Origin of the sequence: Quyinboa sediminis (assembly GCF_042219855.1) — a bacterium.
In the GTDB taxonomy this organism is placed as follows: domain Bacteria; phylum Bacteroidota; class Bacteroidia; order Bacteroidales; family UBA5342; genus JBHJHP01.
Genome location: NZ_JBHJHP010000003.1, coordinates 459,502 through 475,702 on the forward strand (window position 1 = coordinate 459,502; position 16,201 = coordinate 475,702).

Genomic DNA, 16,201 nt, shown 5'->3' on the forward strand with positions numbered 1-16,201 from the left:
CTAAATGTTAATATTAACATTTGATTCATATCTGAGACTTAAAAGTGGGCTAACTAAATTAAAGACATGTATGAACGTGCTTACACGTACAAAAATATTAATAAATTGTTAATATTACCAAATAAATTTGTAAAAAAGTGAAATATAAAGGGTTTGGGTTACATTTAGAAAATGAAAAATAAATAAATAGTTTATTCGTAAAGCCGCTTCACATTTAGTATTCCACGCACAGATCTGATCTTTTTAAGGATGTTATTTAGATTTGAAATATCAGATACAGAGAGTGTTAGGGTGCCATTAAATACCCCGTCACCCGAGTCAATGTTAATTGAACGTAACTTAACCTTGAGATCATTCGCAATTACCGATGAAAGATTGCTGACAATTCCAATATCATCTTCACCGGTGACCTGCAAGGTGACATCGTATTTTGTACCTGCTTTTCCTGACCATTGTGCTTTCACAATCCGGTACCCGAAGCGGTTAATCAACTGTGGTGCGTTGGGGCAATCCCTTCGGTGGATTTTAATACCTCCTGACGAGCCTACAAACCCAAAAATATCGTCGCCGTAAATGGGCTTGCAACATTTTGCCAGTGTGAATTCGATATTCTTAAGATGTTCATCTATGGTCAATATGTCTTCGCCTTCCTGTCTGGCATCTGACTGAAGATTATAATTTTCAGCTGTTTTTATTTCAGGACTGTCAGGTACTGATGTGGTCTCTTTACGCTCCAGCTCCAGGTAAGTTTCTCTTATAAATGCCAGTTCAATTTCTTCTTTGGCTATGGCGCAATAAAAGTCTGTTGTTGTGCTGAATTTCAGGTGATGAACCATGCGCTGAAACCGGCCGTCATCCATATTGATTTTCCAGTTTCTAAACCGGCGGCGTAGCATCTCACGCCCCAATTCAGCTTCTTTAAACTGTGCCTCTTTCAGCGCCTGTTTAATTTTGGTTTTAGCTTTTGATGTTGTTACAATCTGTAGCCAGCTCTGCTTGGGTTTCTGATTATTGCTGGTCAGGATTTCTACCTGATCACCGTTATTCAATTGGTGACGGATGGGAACATTCTTTCCGTTTACTTTGGCACCCACGCACTTACTTCCGATTGCAGTATGAATATCAAATGCAAAATCCAGCACAGTTGCCCTTAACGGCAGTTTTTTCAGGTCTCCTTTCGGGGTGAACACAAAAACTTCTTTTTCGTACAGGCCCAGTTTAAAGTCATCAATAAAGTCAACAGCATTCTTTTCGGGATTTTCGAGGATTTCCCTGATGTTCATAAGCCACTCATCAAGTCCTTTCTCGCTTTTAATCCCTTTATAACGCCAATGGGCAGCCAGTCCTTTTTCTGCTATTTCATTCATCCTGACCGTTCTGATCTGAACTTCAACCCATTTTCCATCAGGTCCCATTACGGTTGTGTGTAACGATTCATATCCGTTGCTTTTGGGTATGGAGAGCCAGTCACGTAAGCGTTTTGGGTTTGGCGAATACATATCGGTAATAATGGAATACACCCGCCAGCAATCAGATTTCTCTTTTTTAAGTTTGGTATCAAGGATGATCCGAATGGCAAAAAGATCATAAATATCTTCAAATGGTGTATTCTTACTCATTTTATTCAGAATACTGAAGATGGTTTTTGTCCGGCCTTTAATTTCAAATTTGAATCCTTCCTTTTCCAGTTTTTCCTTAATAGGAGCTATAAAATTTGCAATATACGCTTCACGGGCACGTTTTGTCTCATTCAGCTTATTGGCAATCTCCTTATATAGCTCCCTGTTTGTGTATTTGAGAGAAAGGTCTTCGAGTTCTGATTTTATCGTGTAAAGACCCAGGCGATGTGCCAGGGGAGCATAAAGGTAGCTGGTCTCCCTGGCTATTTTTAACTGATCTTCATCACTGAAATACTGCAGGTGGCGCATGGTGTGCAAACGGTCCGCTACCATGATAAGAATCACGCGGATATCACGGGCAAAGGTCAGCAGGAGTTGTCTGAAGTTCTCTGATTCTATGGCTGCACTTTTTTCATACAGACCGGAAGCCTGGTCAAGTCCACGGATAATCTCCACTACCTGGTGGCTGAAAAGTGTTTCAATTTCTTCGAGTGGAATATGGTTGGCGTGTACAACATCGTAAAGCAATGTGCAGATGAGCGATGTTTTTCCAAGGCCGATTTCATTGACCACAATTTTGGCCACATCCAGCGTTTTGTAAATTGCATGTCTTCCGGATCGAACACGTTTGTTACCGCGTTCATTCATCGCAATCTGAAAGGCCCTGTGCACATGATCCTCGGCATCGTCCTCCTTAAAAACAGAAGCATCCTTCAGTAGTTTTCTGAATTTTTCGTACAGTTTTTCCTGTTCTTCCTCTGTAAATAATGACGTGTCAGACATGCATATAAATTTTATTGTAAAATTAGGAAAAAGATAAACGCTTTAAAACGGAATACCTATTGCTTTTTATAAATAAACGATTCACTCACCATCCATAAATATATTCCCCGGCTGAACATAAAAAGTAACATGGCAATCCATAAAGCGTGGTTTCCCAGGCTGTTTTTAAAAACATACCATACCGGGAAAAAGATCACGAAGGTTGATACCAGGATGGAAAACAGCATTTGTCTTGAGGCCGTGGCTCCGATATAAACACCATCCCATAAAAATGATGCAAAGCAGGCAATTGGGATCAGGGCAATATATGGCAGATAAGGTTTTGCCGTTTCAAGGATTACAGCCTGATCGGTAAGTAATGCCATAATATGGAACCCCAGCCCACCATAAATGAGTGTTGTGAAAACAGTAATACCGAATCCCCATTTAAAGATACGCCGTACGATGGTCCTGATGTCTTTTCTGTTGCCTGCACCGATTTCGCCGCCAATAATGGGTTCAGCAGCAAAGGCAAATCCATCCATCAGAAATGAGAAAAACATCAGGAATTCCCGAAAGAGAGAGTTTACTGCCAGAATGGTATTACCTTGACCTGCTGATTCGGATGTGAACCAGGTAAAAACGAGAATAACCATCAATGTTCTGAAGAAAATGTCACCTGAAACGGAAAGAAAATTTTTTAATTCATGGAAAGGTGTTATGCTTTTAAATCCAATAAACCGGATCAGTTCCGGAAATTTTTTAAAAAGGTAATATACGTACAGCGCCAAACCGATATACTGAGCACATACAGTTCCAATAGCAACCCCATCTGATTTATAGTCCAGAACAACCACAAACAAGACACTGATCAGGATATTAAATACATTTACCAGGATAGAGACAATCATAGGTATTCTGGCATTGTGCATGCCTAAAAACCAGCCCGAAAAGGCAAAAAGGGCAATGGATGCAGGGGCGGCAAAAACACGGATTCTGAAATATAGTGCTGCCTCTTCTTTTACTTCCTGGCTGCCGTCAAGCAGGTTAAAACCTACGTGGCTAATCACATTACGGAGGAGTAGTATCAATACGCCTGCTACCAGTGCAATAAAGAGTGCCCTGGAAAGAATTTTTGCAGCTTGTTTAAAGTCCTTTTTGCCATACGATTGTGCTGTCATTCCGCTTGTGCTCATTCGCAGAAACCCGAGACTCCAGTAGATAAAGTTAAATATAACGGTTCCAAGCGAAATGGCTCCGATATAGATGGGTGAGCTGAGGTGTCCCATCAGTGCCATATCCACAAAACCCAGAAGCGGAACAGTAATGTTGCTGATAATATTGGGGACTGCAAATTTTAATATACGGTGATCCATTGCTTTCATTGAATGCAAAAGTAGAAAAAAGCTAATGTCTGGCACCGCTTAGCTATAAATATAAAGGTATGGGATGAAATGTTAAAGATTTTATTTTTACAGTTGCTTTTTTGTAACTTGAACTGTTTTACGGAAATCTTATGAAGGGACTTTGCATTATCGGTTTCATCTTTTTCAGCTTCTTTTCCACAGCCCAATCCACGGACAACAGCGTGAAACTGTCAAAAAAAAACAGAATTGATCTGACCATTGGATATGCCGGTTCATCAGCTCTTGGCGGGATAAATGATATGATGGTTGCATATGGATATGATGATCCTACCACAGGATGGCTTTTTAATGCCGGCGAAATCATTAATCATCCCAAAATGAGCGGGCCCAAAATTTTTCTTAAAGGGTCATATACCCGTTATTATGATGGAAAATCTGGAATTGGTGCAGATATTCGTTATGCCTACCTTGGTGATATAAACGGCTATAGTGAGGATAAAGGTTATCTGTTCATTTCGCTTTATTCTGTCTCCGCAGGAGTGCATTATGTTTACAGGCCAAATAAATATTTTGAAATAGCTCTGGGGCCGTTACTTGCCTTAAATGCAGGTGATGATACAGATGCTGATATGAAGCGGTTTCATGACTATTCCTTTGGCCTGGACGGAAAGCTGTCACTGGTACTGGCAGAAGGAAAAGTGTCCTTCTGGGCCTTAAATGCAGAGTATATTTTAATGTCGAAAAGTGCACTTGGACCCTATGAAACCACGAATTATACCACCCGTTTTATAATCCCAGAAACCAGGATTAGTTTTAATACCTTCCAGTTGGGCCTGGTTTACGGTTTTAAGTTTTAAATCCTTCCTAAAGCCATAAATACAGCGTGAAATGAAATGGTAAGAAAAAGATAAAGCAGCCGTGCATTCGCGGGCTTCATCTTAAAGAATCTGTAATGAATGGATTGTGTATGACACGATTGCACACAATCACCACATAAGGTACATGTTATGCCCGGTTTCTTTTGCAGGATATCTGCAGGCTTTAATGCATTATAGCGGCATGTTGCTGTACAGGCCATACAATTGGTACAGTTTGAATCAATTTTCATCCTGAACGGATTGACGAATTTTGTGTAGTTCACAATTGTACCAATGGGACAGTACTGAACGCAATGTACCATTTGTTTCTTTTTGCGGGAAACAAACAGGATAATACCTATTCCGGTAAGCCCAAAGGTAATTGCCAGGATGGTAGCCCAGGTGTTTGTTATTCCGCTGAATCTGAGCAGCAGTGCCGAAACGATGATCAGAACGACCATGCTGTTCTTGAATGGTTTAAGCGCTTTGAGCTTTGCCGGTCTTCCTTTTTTATTTGATGCCAGGGCATCAAGTGCTCCGAAATAACAAAGGTGACTACACCACGCCGGACCTGTTAAAAGTATTGTAGATAGGAACAGCAGCGTCATTACTGAAAGTTGACCTCTGTAAATTGGGCCTCCGAGGATCATCATTGGTATGGGAAGATGAAGTTTTCCTGTCAGAAGAAATTTCTCTGATACAAGCATTCCAAGTATGAGCTGAGTGAAGAAGAACCAGCTGAACAACGACCAGGTTCGAAGCCGCCATTTGGCTACATTTCTGGGATCCTGCATTTTATAAGCCACGAATCCACCATAAAATGCAATAATGACTATTTCAATGAAGCCCCCGCCGGGAATAAAACGATCCAGCATAAGCATTCTCATCTCAACCATCAGTTGAACAGGAGTCAGTAGTAAAATGATAAACAGCGAAACGGATACCGGAAGAATCAGCGATTTGCGAATCATCTGTATGTGATGTTAAGCTTTTAACATGGTAAGCAACATTTTAAACTTTCCATCGGCCTCAACAGCGTGTGCAACATTAGCCGGCATAATGATCATTTCGTTTTCTGACAGTGTATATGGCTGCCTGTCAATTATTATCCGTGCCTTTCCTTCCAGTATCTGAACGATGGCATCAAACGGAGCTGTATGCTCACTTAGATTCTGATTGGCATCAAATGCAAATAAAGTAATATTTCCGGCTATATTTCGGGTAACAATTTTACTTACGATTGAACCGTCAGCATATTGTACGGATTCTTTTAAAAGATATGGTTTTGAGAGTTCAAAAACACCGTTGGTCATAATATAAATCTTTAAATTTGGACAGAACAAAGGTAAGTGGTTTAAGGAAGAAAAAAGGTAACATATGTTACACCTGAAAAAAACAGCCTGCAAAATCAGGCTGCTCATGGTTAAAAAACTATGTAGTAATTAACAGGTTAATATCGTATGCCTTTAAAGGATGTAAACGGCACAGAAATTCCGGCTTCTGCATACATCCCGAAGTTATTGTAGGAGTAATCGGAGTTGGCGTCACTATAGCCCCATCGTTGAAGTCCAAGATCCAGGTGCCATAAAACATTAGAGGTTACTGCACCTTCATAACGCACATACGCTTTAATGCCCAGTCCAAGATCTGTACTAACAGAAACTTCACCGGCAGTATTTGTTTCTTTGTTGCTACTTCTGCCCAAATCAAACTCCAGGTTTGCAGAGACATTATTTAATAAGCCATCATAAGGAGCATGAACACCACCACCAAAAACAATTCCCAGGTCATTGCTGGAGCTTTTTGAATCATCCTGCCTACTGTTTTCACTGTAAAGATTAGCATATAAACCACCTATAACCTTTATATTGTCTACAGGGTAATACGTTAATTTATAGTCGAATCCCACTGTAAGGTAACCCCACTTGCGAATGTCGTCCGTATCATATGCTCTTCTTTCAGTGCCTGTTCCTAACCAGATCGGGGTATTGGTGTCATATATGAATGTACCTTTTTTGTGGAAATCCGTCAGAACAGGAAAGCCATTGTTTTCCCTGTTACAGTAAAGGTCAGTACAGCCTATCTGGGCTACGTTTGATGCCTCAACATATAATTCGGCATCTGTATAATTGTAGTTGTCATAAAAATGCGTGTAACGGTCATATACAGCATTTGTTCTTGTAATCAGATTATTGTTGTCATACATCTGCGTAAGCAATCCTGCAAACAGTTCAAACCCAAAAGATCCGGACCTGGTCTTTCTTTCTTCATAATCAAATATTTCTCCGTTATAACTGTAGAATTTATCCGTGTTTAATCCGCCCTTAATATTGAAACCGGCAAAGTATGCCAGATCCGGTTTTAACTGATCTCCATAGGTGATACCAGCAGTAACTTTGCTGAATCTTTCAATATTATTGCGGCCACTTTCAGGTTTCCATGCACTTCTATCGGCGTAGAGTCCTGCATTAAATGCTAAATTGTCCCGAAACACATTTGTTGTGTAAAGGTTTAAATTCTGATTGTTGGTCACACCTGATCTGTTGCCATTACTCGTAGTGGCATACTGGTTAAACATTAAAAAAGAACCGACGTCAGTGTATGTGGTGCTTTTTTCTAACATATCGGCATCTATGGATGATACAGTGCCTTCAATGTCCTTTTTCTTGATAGGATCTTTTGCAATAGCCGGTGCTGCAGCTAGTATGCTGCCAATTATAATAGATGCGATGTATAAATTATTCCATTTCATAAGCGTTACTTATTAAAAACATTTAAATTACTGATATAGAAAGCCAGTGCCAGTCTTATTGCAAATCCGGCATAGCTTGTGCTAATACTGGAAACGGTGTTGGTATACCGGTTCACTTCATATAGCAGTGTACTGGTAAGGGCCATATATGATGTTAGAAAATAGGCGTAACCTAATCCCATTGAATAAGCGAATAAACGGTCTTTGTTTGTACTGGATTCACTGTTGAGGTATTCATTAATACGGTTGCCAAAACCAATTTTTGCCTGTGCATACAGATTATTCAGACAAGAATTCGCGATGGGAAGGTTATATCTCAGGCCAACACCAAGTTTAAAACCGGCATCTCTGTTACCATATTCCGTGTCCTGATTGACCGTTTTATCCGAGTAGCTGTTGATATACATCAGGGCTGCAAGGTTTTGGATCAGGTATATTCCAAATCCTAAACGCAATCCCGCATTAAAATAGTTGTTTACATTGTTTGCAGCATCTGTATATTTTGATGTAATATTTCCAAATCTTAAGAAGGGATTCAGCCCGGTAGTGATAAAAAGTAATCCGGGTACGTAGGGATTCATTATTCTGGAAATGCTGTTGTTTCTGCAATAAAAATCATTGCATGTTAATGCTGCGATGACGCTGGCTGATAAATACAGTCCTGATGTAACGGATGTATAATTGTCTAAAGCCTGGTTGCGAAGGGCATATCCAATTCTGGGCTGAAGCAGCACAGGCAGAGCCATGATCGGCCACCAGAATGCTCCCAGTTCCAGTTTTGCCCCGGTTAACAAGGAGGTGGAATTATTTCCGTCGGTTTGATCCAGATACCGGAAATAGTCGCGGGAAGCGCCAATTCCAAGCATGGCCGAACCATAGAAACCAAGGGTTTGAGAAAACTGATAACCGTAAATGTATCCGGCATATAACATTTTATTTCTGGCTATTTGTCTGTAACTGTAATTTGATTCATTATTTGTCCGTGTACGGGAGTAATCCAGCTGTGCAACAAAACCACTGTTGTTGATAAAGAACCATGTAAAAGTTAGACTGAGAGCTGTTGCTACAGCAGTTGCATATTTATTTCCGTCTGAAAACCTGCTTTGAAAAGAGACGTCCAGGTCATTATGTGTCTGGGTGTATTGCCGGCCTTTTTCAAACATGTTGGAAGAGTTGGGTTCATTCTGTGCATTCAGGTTCATAGGAAAAAGTACGAGTGCAAGCCATAGGGTAAGCCAAATAATCCCGGATGTTTTCATGATGCTCTATTTTTGATTAGTAACTTGAATAATTCAATACTAAGCAGAGAGTTGCTTTTGTGAAGTCATCTTTACGCGGGGAAAGTACCAACCAGGGAGAGATGAAAATTGCAATACACAATTGGGCCCGTACCAGGTTATTTTAATATTTATTAACCTATCAATTCAACAAGTGTTAAATTTTTTTGTTCATAGAGATTCTTAATTCTGCTTTATGGACGTCTTATTATTCATAAAATGAAGCAAGGTAAGGCCAAGAAAAGTGATGAATCCGTTCAGTAACAGAACTTCAAAGCCAAGTGTGTAATCCCAGATGGCTTTAAAACCGTAATAACATGCAATTGAAACAAGAGGTGATCCTGTCATGACATAGGGAATCTGTTTGTCGTTTGGTTTCATCTTTGTAAAAAGACCGGCGAAATAAACCCCTAAAAGGGGACCGTAGGTATAACCGGCAACCATAAATATGGCGCTTACAACAGCCTGGTTATTAATTTTATTGAATAACAGAATGATGACAGCAAGTACAACGGAAAACATAAAATGAACAAGTATTCGTTTTTCCCTTGGAAGTTCATTTTCCTCTTTATTGTAGCCTAAAATATCAACAGAAAACGAAGTAGTCAGTGAGGTCAAGGCTGAATCAGCACTGGAGTAAGCGGCTGCTACCAGTCCAAGCATAAATATCACAGCAAGGTAGGGACTAAGATAGCCTCCGGTCGCAAGAGTAGGAAAGAGGTCATCGCTGCGTTCCGGAATTTGCATCCCTATGCGGTTTGCATATATAACCAAAAGTACCCCCAGAGATAGAAACAGAAAATTTACAGGAACAAAGGCAAAACCATACCAGCGCATGTTTTTTTGTGCATCTTTTAAAGTTCTGCAGCTGAGGTTTTTCTGCATCATATCCTGATCAAGGCCGGTCATTACAATCGTGATGAAAATGCCTGAAAAAAATTGTTTGAAGAAGTTCTGTTTACTGGAAAAGTCATCAAAGACAAAAATCTTCGATAACGGATTGCTGTAGACTGTGCTAAATGTTTCACCTGCAGTAAGTTTCAGCTGCCCTGAAATCTCGATTACAGTAATTACAAGAGCTGCAAGCAGTAAAAAGGTTTGTAACGCATCAGTCCATATAATGGTTTTTATGCCGCTTCTGAAAGTGTAGAGCCAGATCAGTAATATGGTCACAACAACGGTTACGGAAAATGAAATTCCCAGTTGTTCAAAAATGGTAATCTGTAATACATTAGCCATTAAAAACAGCCTGAAGCTTGAGCCAATGGTTCTGGATAAGATGAAAAACCAGGAACCCGATTTATATGTATTTTGTCCGAAGCGTTCGTCAAGGTAAGAGTAGATAGAAGGCAGCTTAAGTTTGTAATAAATGGGCAAAAGAACCTGCGAAATTATAATATATCCAACTACATAGCCCAGAACCATTTGCATATAGGTGAAATTGGTACTCAATACCCATCCGGGAACAGATATAAAGGTTACACCGCTTAATGAAGCACCCAGCATTCCAAACGATATGACATACCAGGGTGCACGCCGGTTCCCGGTGAAAAAGGTATCGTTGGTGCTGCTTTTACCGGTTACAAACGAAATCACGAATAACACACCGAAATAAGCTACCAGAATGTATATGTATGTACCTGGATTCATATTCGTTATTTAGCACAAAGAAAACGATTTAATTTGCTTTTCAATAAATTATCCTGCCGGATAAAATAAATATTGATTAGGCATAGAATTTCGCTTTAATTACTTCGCAGGAAGAAGTGAATTATGCATAACTTGGCGGGTCAGGTGTTTTCGGTTTTTCATTCAATTTTCACAATCAGCATATTTACCAATTGATCCCGGCTTGCATCATCAGATACTATGAGCAGGTATGTTCCTGTATTTAAGCTGCTGAGATCAAATTCATATAAATGCTCGTGAGCTGATCTGTGGAAGCTTTTAACAAGCTGTCCCATGCTGTTGTATATCCCGAATGATAGTATCTCTCTTTGACCGGTGTCATTGATGCTGATCCTGATCCGGTTCTTAAACGGATTTGGATAGACACTGTTTTTAATTGTATTAGTACCGGTATTAACCGATGTAAAGTCTCCGGGTGAACCGTAAATTTCTGCGGATAGTTCCCAGTTCGAGGCTTCTGCATTATCGCTGTCCGGGTCCCTGAGTACCAAAGATCTTCCGTGGCCATCAGCTTCCCAGGGCCATGGGTAGGCGTTGCTGTAAGTGACGGAATCCACCTTATCTCCAAAACTGTTGGCCAGTAAAATTGTTTCCCCGTCATTGCTGAGTCGTTTTGAATACGTATCGTAGGGATCAAAACTAAAAAGAGAGGAGAACATCGTTTTATCATTTGCCAGTACCGTTGTTGCTCCGGGGTTTATAATGAGATCATTATCAAAGGTATATTCAATGCCATCCGTAAAGGTATAACCTTTGATGTTGATTTCTTTTTTGCCATTGTTCAGGAGTTCAATAAATTCAAGATCCTGATATCCTGAATTGTACATAATCTCACTGATCATTATGGCGTTATAGTCACTTTCTGGTATAAAACCAGCCTCAGCAAGTGCACTCCATTCGTTGGTTTCGGTCGATAAGAATCTTGCTTTAATTGTTGTTGTTGTATTAATGGTGACTGGGGCTTTGTATTCAGTCCCTCGTATGCTGCCGCCTTCTTCTCTGGGATCGGTGCCGTCGAGTGTATATATAATTATACCCGGAACTGAATTGTTGTCCGAAACAGAAACCGTAGCCCCGCTTTCGATTATACCTTCCTCTTTATTAAATACCGGTGGCATTACAGATGGAAAAAGACGGTTATTGTTTTGTCTGAATTGATCCAGTACTTTATTGATACGGTTGGGAATGTATTCAGTTAAATCTTTATTAACTTCAGGAATCCAGAAATCATCCCTGGTGTAAACTGTATTGGTTGAACTTTCAAGGTAATCTCCCCATCTTGCAGATTCCAGGATGATTGCCTGGTCAAGCTCATTTTTACGTTTATTAAAAGCATGTTCAAAATTCTCCGGAGTCAGGGCACCGTTATTGAATGCGTGTTTATAGAATGCATCGGCAAACATAAGTCTGTATTCTGCATTGTTTTTTAGTAACTGATGGATTTCTGTTGGGCCGCCGGAATCGTTTTTGTCCGTATTATTGTAATTTACATCTGAATACCGCATCACATGCTCAGCATCCCAGGTGTAGAACCTGTAACCTGAATTCAGGTTCTTATTTACTGCTGCATAATAATTCTGATGCGCCCAATCGTAATTTCCCAGATAAAAGTTGAGTATCATGTAGTCAATAAACCGGGGAAGATCAAGGAGCTTCTTTATTTCATCCAGTGATGTATTCTCTGTGAATCCTTTTCTGGCTTCTTTCAGAAGATTGAGATACGAGGTGTTTGATCCTGCAACAACGGTATTCGGGTTGTGTTTAACAATATCGAAATCTTCTGTTTGGGCATCATAATATTCTGCCATAAAATCCTCATCCGGTCTTTCGTGGAGGTCGTAAATTCCCCAGTAAAGGCCATTAATGTAAACATTTACATATATGCCATGAAAACTTAATCCGCCCATTTCGTTTTGTAAGTCAGACGCAAGCTGATCTCTGAAATACAGCGATGTCTTTCGTTGCAAATTGTCCCAAGGATGAATCCACGAATATAATAATCCGTCGACTACCAGGGTATTGATGGATTCAATCTCGGAATCCGGAAAGAGTCTTTTCTTTAGCTTTTTAGGACCATACTGACTCTTGAACAGCAATCTCATGGATTGTTTTGGCGATTTCCAGTCTACAATACTTGTGCCACCCTGGTTTTGTACTCCACAATTTATTAAAAAACTCTCATTGGGATCAGAATATATGAATTCTGCACTAACAGGCTTTTCCCTGGTGATATTGGTGTTCGGGTATCCAACATATAACCCTGATTCCGGATCAAACCATTCATCGGTTTCCATGGTGAGAGATAATGCGGGCAGGGATTTCAGCGCGGCCTCAATTTTATCTGAATATACCGGGTTATTAACTACTTCCGGATCCATTTCATAGTCAGCATTTATTGTTTTTGATCCACCCCAGGTTGCAGGGAATCCATTGGGATGTTTAGGTTGCCTGCGAATATCCTCCGGAAAAAGATATGTCTGTGTAATCAGCTCAGATGTATCTGTGGAGGACAGGGCTACAGCCCTGACGATTGTGGTAGTATTTACTAACAGGCTGCTGGTGTATTCGATACCATTGTTTGAAAGCGGATCCGAACAGTCTAACGTATATTTTACTGTAGCGGAAGGATCAGAAGCTGTTATGATGAGGTTGCACGCGTAGCGGTAATAGCCCCGTGAATAATTAAAATCCAATGTCAATGAATCAGTAGATCCAAATAAACGTATTCCTGAACTCAGGATAAGAACAGCTATAACCCAAATAAATCGTTTCATCCTCTATGCAAGCGTAAAAATAATATCACCCAAACAGGTTGTCCTGTATAATAAAAGGACGAATTTAATAAAACTTTTAAAGTTTTGTCCACGGCATGTAAGATAAGTATGGTTAAAGTTAAGTTTTAACACTGGTTCTGATTGCAGAGTGTTATTCCAATTGTATTAACTGAAGGCCTGCCTGTTCGGAGATAAAATTTGACACATTTAGGAGTAAAAGTGTCATCATATACAACCGTTTTACATGATGAAGATCGTATTCTTTTGGTCTTCGTTTCCTGCAAATTTTAAGTGTTTGGCTTTCAGAATTTAAGCTGCTTTAAGTGAGAATTGATTTTGATCTGAAATGCCAACTGGTAGGGACTGGTATGCTGCAAAACATGTTTTGCTGATGCGTTTTTTATTTATATTTGATAGCATTTTATTAACGTGTCAGAGCCTGAATACAGCCTGACAGATAACTTAAAATACGATATATGAACCTGATACAAATTAATGACGATCTGGATGTACCCAAGTACAAACAGATTATTAATTCAATTTTTCAGGCGATACAGACAGGAGATTTAAAACGGGGCGATAAAATTCCATCCTTAAATCAGATTAAAGATGAATTTGGACTGTCACGGGATACTGTTCTGGCTGCTTTCAAAGAACTAAAGGACAAAAAAATAATATCTTCCACACCTGGTAAGGGGTATTATATTTCGACAACGAACATCAAACAGAAGGAAAAGATTTTTCTGATGTTTGATGAATTTAATGCATTTAAGGAAGATCTGTATAACGGTTTTATTGGAGCGATAGGGAATAATGCGGCTGTAGATATTTATTTTCACCATTTCAACCGTCAGGTTATGGAAACGCTGGTGGAGGAAAACAAATACAAGTATACCTCATTTGTAATTATGCCCGGATCATTGGAGAACATTGCTCCGTTGATTAAAAAGCTTCCATTCGAACGCACTTATATTCTGGATAGAAAAGCAGATTTGCCTTATTTGTACGGCACCATCTACCAGAATTTTGAGGAGGATATTTATGATGCGCTCATCACAGGACAAATGTTTCTGATGAAATATGAAAAGCTGATCCTCGTTTCTCCGAAGGGAAAGGAGCCTGAGGAACGAAAGACCGGTTTTCTGAAATTCTGTAAAGAAAACAGCTTTGATTATGAGCTGCTTGAGTCGCTTGATGGCAGAACCGTGAAACAGGGAGAAGTGTACTTTGTTACGCATGACAGGCATCTGATTCAGATCATTAAACAAACAGAGAAGTTTAAGCTGCATCTGGGCAAGAATGTCGGCCTTGTTTCGTTTAATGATACAGATCTGAAAGAAGTTGTAGCCGGAGGTATTACAACCATATCAACTGATTTTAAACTGATGGGACAGGATATGGCCCGTATGGTTCTTGACCGGGTTAAAGAAGTGAAGGAAAATCCTTCACAACTGATAATAAGAAAATCGCTGTAAACACAAATATTAACTAATCGATTTAATAAAATGGATGTAAAAACACTTAAACAAGAGTTTGTGAAAACTTACGGGGAAGGAGAAACAGCTGTATTTTTCTCACCCGGCAGGGTAAATCTAATTGGTGAACACACTGACTATAACGGTGGCTTTGTTTTTCCTTGTGCCTTGTCTTTTGGTACGTATTGTCTTATCCGTAAAAACGGTAGTGACGTATTCAGGTTCAAATCACTTAATTTGCCTGAGGTGGTGGAAGTGAAGCTGGAAGATCTGACCAAACCACTTCCAAAGGGAACATGGGCCAACTATTCACTCGGTGTGATCGCTCAGTTTGTTAAGGATGGACATGTGCCTGAAGAGGGAGCAGATATCCTGATCTGGGGAAATGTACCCGGTGGCGCAGGATTGTCTTCATCTGCTTCTCTTGAAGTGGTTACGGGTGTTGCTATTAACGATACCTACGGATATAATCTTGATAAACTGACACTGATTAAATACGGACAGAAATCGGAGCATGAATTTGCAGGTGTAATGTGTGGTATTATGGACCAGTTTGCCTCAGGAATGGGAGAGAAGGATAATGCAGTATTTCTGAATTGTGATACGCTTGAATATGATCTTGTTCCGGTTGTTCTTGATGGTGTTAAAATCGTCATTGGAAATACCAATTCACCTCATTCACTGGACTCTGGTATGTACAATAAACGGGTAAGCGAATGTCATGCAGCTGTAGACGCCATTAAGCCTTATATTCCAATCAATAACCTGGGCGAACTCTCAATGGAGCAGTTTAATTCGGTCGCTGATAAAATTGAAGACAAGACCGTAATGCGCAGAGCCCGTCACGTTGTGAGTGAAATCAGCAGAACGACAAGGGCTGTCTCCGAATTAAAAGCCGGAAATCTTGAGGTATTTGGCGAATTGATGAACGGTTCACATGATTCTTTGCGTGATGACTATGAAGTTACAGGACACGAACTGGATTCCATGGTTGAAGCAGCCCGGAAAATTGAAGGCACAATTGGTTCACGTATGACCGGTGGTGGTTTTGGTGGCTCAACCGTAAGTCTGGTAAAAGATGAATACGTAGATGAGTTTATCGAAAAGGTAGGCAAGGAATATACTGAAAAAACAGGATTGGTTGCAGAATTCTATGTCGCTGAAATCGGTGACGGTGGACACAGAGTAGAATAACAATCCGCAATTACTGAAAAATAATAAAGGCTGTCTTTTTGGACAGCCTTTTGTTTTATTTAGTCTTCATCTTTATCCATCGGTTCCTCTCCATCATCTTCCACATTATCGGCCAGATATTCCAGATCTGAGTACTTGTCCTCGTATTCCTCTTTGATTTCAGTCTTCAGTACACCGTCATCATCGTAATCGTCATCCTGGTCGATAATAATTTCAGCCTCTTCGGCTGTCATTCTGATCATGTAATATTTTTCATCCGTTTCAAAAGGCAACGCACTGACGAGTTTCCCGTCCTTGTTGGTAAATGTGATCAGATTTTCTGTAAATCCGTATGGATAAACCAGTTTGATCTGTTCAAGAATAGAAGCATCCAGTTTGTCGTAATCCTTTATAACACGTGGTTTTACCTGGCTCATAATAAAAAATAATTTAATG

Annotated in this window: 12 protein-coding genes; 3 read left to right on the forward strand and 9 right to left on the reverse strand. The window is 40.0% G+C overall.

Annotation, left to right across the window (positions count from 1 at the left end; translation table 11 throughout):
- Nucleotides 1-191: 191 nt before the first annotated feature.
- Both ACE1EF_RS09880 and ACE1EF_RS09885 read right to left on the reverse strand, forming a co-directional pair.
- Nucleotides 192-2,402, reverse strand: coding sequence for a RelA/SpoT family protein (locus tag ACE1EF_RS09880; RefSeq protein ID WP_375720492.1), 2,211 nt, complete (start codon nucleotides 2,400-2,402; stop codon nucleotides 192-194).
- 56 nt (nucleotides 2,403-2,458) lie between these two features.
- Nucleotides 2,459-3,766, reverse strand: coding sequence for an MATE family efflux transporter (locus tag ACE1EF_RS09885; RefSeq protein ID WP_375720493.1), 1,308 nt, complete (start codon nucleotides 3,764-3,766; stop codon nucleotides 2,459-2,461).
- 131 nt (nucleotides 3,767-3,897) lie between these two features.
- Here ACE1EF_RS09885 and ACE1EF_RS09890 point away from each other — a divergent pair, with 131 nt between their 5' ends.
- Complete coding sequence (locus tag ACE1EF_RS09890) at nucleotides 3,898-4,605, forward strand: hypothetical protein (protein ID WP_375720494.1); 708 nt, start codon at nucleotides 3,898-3,900, stop codon at nucleotides 4,603-4,605.
- Here the strand turns inward: ACE1EF_RS09890 and ACE1EF_RS09895 are convergent.
- The 6 genes from ACE1EF_RS09895 to ACE1EF_RS09920 form a co-directional block, all read right to left on the reverse strand.
- Nucleotides 4,602-5,576, reverse strand: a complete 975-nt coding sequence (locus tag ACE1EF_RS09895) for a 4Fe-4S binding protein (RefSeq protein WP_375720495.1) — start codon at nucleotides 5,574-5,576, stop codon at nucleotides 4,602-4,604. The two genes, ACE1EF_RS09890 and ACE1EF_RS09895, sit on opposite strands and share 4 nt — an antisense overlap.
- Before the next feature lie 12 nt (nucleotides 5,577-5,588).
- Nucleotides 5,589-5,918 (reverse strand): cupin domain-containing protein, encoded by a 330-nt coding sequence (locus tag ACE1EF_RS09900; protein WP_375720496.1) that lies wholly within the window; start codon nucleotides 5,916-5,918, stop codon nucleotides 5,589-5,591.
- Between the two features lie 137 nt (nucleotides 5,919-6,055).
- The gene (locus tag ACE1EF_RS09905; RefSeq protein ID WP_375720497.1) at nucleotides 6,056-7,357 is read right to left on the reverse strand and encodes a hypothetical protein; all 1,302 of its coding nucleotides are present in this window, start codon (nucleotides 7,355-7,357) and stop codon (nucleotides 6,056-6,058) included.
- Between the two features lie 5 nt (nucleotides 7,358-7,362).
- Nucleotides 7,363-8,616, reverse strand: a complete 1,254-nt coding sequence (locus ACE1EF_RS09910; RefSeq protein WP_375720498.1) for a hypothetical protein — start codon at nucleotides 8,614-8,616, stop codon at nucleotides 7,363-7,365.
- Nucleotides 8,617-8,817: 201 nt separating this feature from the next.
- A complete protein-coding gene (locus tag ACE1EF_RS09915; RefSeq protein WP_375720499.1) occupies nucleotides 8,818-10,284 on the reverse strand; it encodes a sodium:solute symporter in 1,467 nt (488 codons plus the stop codon).
- A 158-nt stretch (nucleotides 10,285-10,442) separates the two neighbouring features.
- Nucleotides 10,443-13,097 carry a CotH kinase family protein gene (locus ACE1EF_RS09920; protein WP_375720500.1) on the reverse strand — a complete coding sequence of 885 codons (2,655 nt, stop codon included), beginning with the start codon at nucleotides 13,095-13,097 and terminating at the stop codon, nucleotides 10,443-10,445.
- A gap of 476 nt (nucleotides 13,098-13,573) precedes the next feature.
- On the opposite strand from ACE1EF_RS09920, the gene ACE1EF_RS09925 reads away from it, so the two are divergent.
- A complete protein-coding gene (locus ACE1EF_RS09925) occupies nucleotides 13,574-14,572 on the forward strand; it encodes a GntR family transcriptional regulator (RefSeq protein ID WP_375720501.1) in 999 nt (332 codons plus the stop codon).
- A gap of 30 nt (nucleotides 14,573-14,602) precedes the next feature.
- A complete protein-coding gene (locus ACE1EF_RS09930) occupies nucleotides 14,603-15,766 on the forward strand; it encodes a galactokinase (RefSeq protein ID WP_375720502.1) in 1,164 nt (387 codons plus the stop codon).
- Nucleotides 15,767-15,825: 59 nt separating this feature from the next.
- On the opposite strand, the gene ACE1EF_RS09935 is transcribed toward ACE1EF_RS09930, so the two are convergent.
- Nucleotides 15,826-16,182, reverse strand: a complete 357-nt coding sequence (locus ACE1EF_RS09935; RefSeq protein ID WP_375720503.1) for a hypothetical protein — start codon at nucleotides 16,180-16,182, stop codon at nucleotides 15,826-15,828.
- Nucleotides 16,183-16,201 lie beyond the last annotated feature (19 nt).

Bases quoted from the DNA above. Each gene is read 5' to 3' on its own strand.
- ACE1EF_RS09925 (WP_375720501.1), top strand. From the start codon at position 13,574: ATGAACCTGATACAAATTAATGACGATCTGGATGTACCCAAGTACAAA.
- ACE1EF_RS09890 (WP_375720494.1), top strand. From the start codon at position 3,898: ATGAAGGGACTTTGCATTATCGGTTTCATCTTTTTCAGCTTCTTTTCC.
- ACE1EF_RS09885 (WP_375720493.1), bottom strand. From the start codon at position 3,766: ATGAAAGCAATGGATCACCGTATATTAAAATTTGCAGTCCCCAATATT.
- ACE1EF_RS09905 (WP_375720497.1), bottom strand. From the start codon at position 7,357: ATGAAATGGAATAATTTATACATCGCATCTATTATAATTGGCAGCATA.
- ACE1EF_RS09900 (WP_375720496.1), bottom strand. From the start codon at position 5,918: ATGACCAACGGTGTTTTTGAACTCTCAAAACCATATCTTTTAAAAGAA.
- ACE1EF_RS09920 (WP_375720500.1), bottom strand. From the start codon at position 13,097: ATGAAACGATTTATTTGGGTTATAGCTGTTCTTATCCTGAGTTCAGGA.
- ACE1EF_RS09880 (WP_375720492.1), bottom strand. From the start codon at position 2,402: ATGTCTGACACGTCATTATTTACAGAGGAAGAACAGGAAAAACTGTAC.
- ACE1EF_RS09930 (WP_375720502.1), top strand. From the start codon at position 14,603: ATGGATGTAAAAACACTTAAACAAGAGTTTGTGAAAACTTACGGGGAA.
- ACE1EF_RS09935 (WP_375720503.1), bottom strand. From the start codon at position 16,182: ATGAGCCAGGTAAAACCACGTGTTATAAAGGATTACGACAAACTGGAT.
- ACE1EF_RS09910 (WP_375720498.1), bottom strand. From the start codon at position 8,616: ATGAAAACATCCGGGATTATTTGGCTTACCCTATGGCTTGCACTCGTA.
- ACE1EF_RS09915 (WP_375720499.1), bottom strand. From the start codon at position 10,284: ATGAATCCAGGTACATACATATACATTCTGGTAGCTTATTTCGGTGTG.
- ACE1EF_RS09895 (WP_375720495.1), bottom strand. From the start codon at position 5,576: ATGATTCGCAAATCGCTGATTCTTCCGGTATCCGTTTCGCTGTTTATC.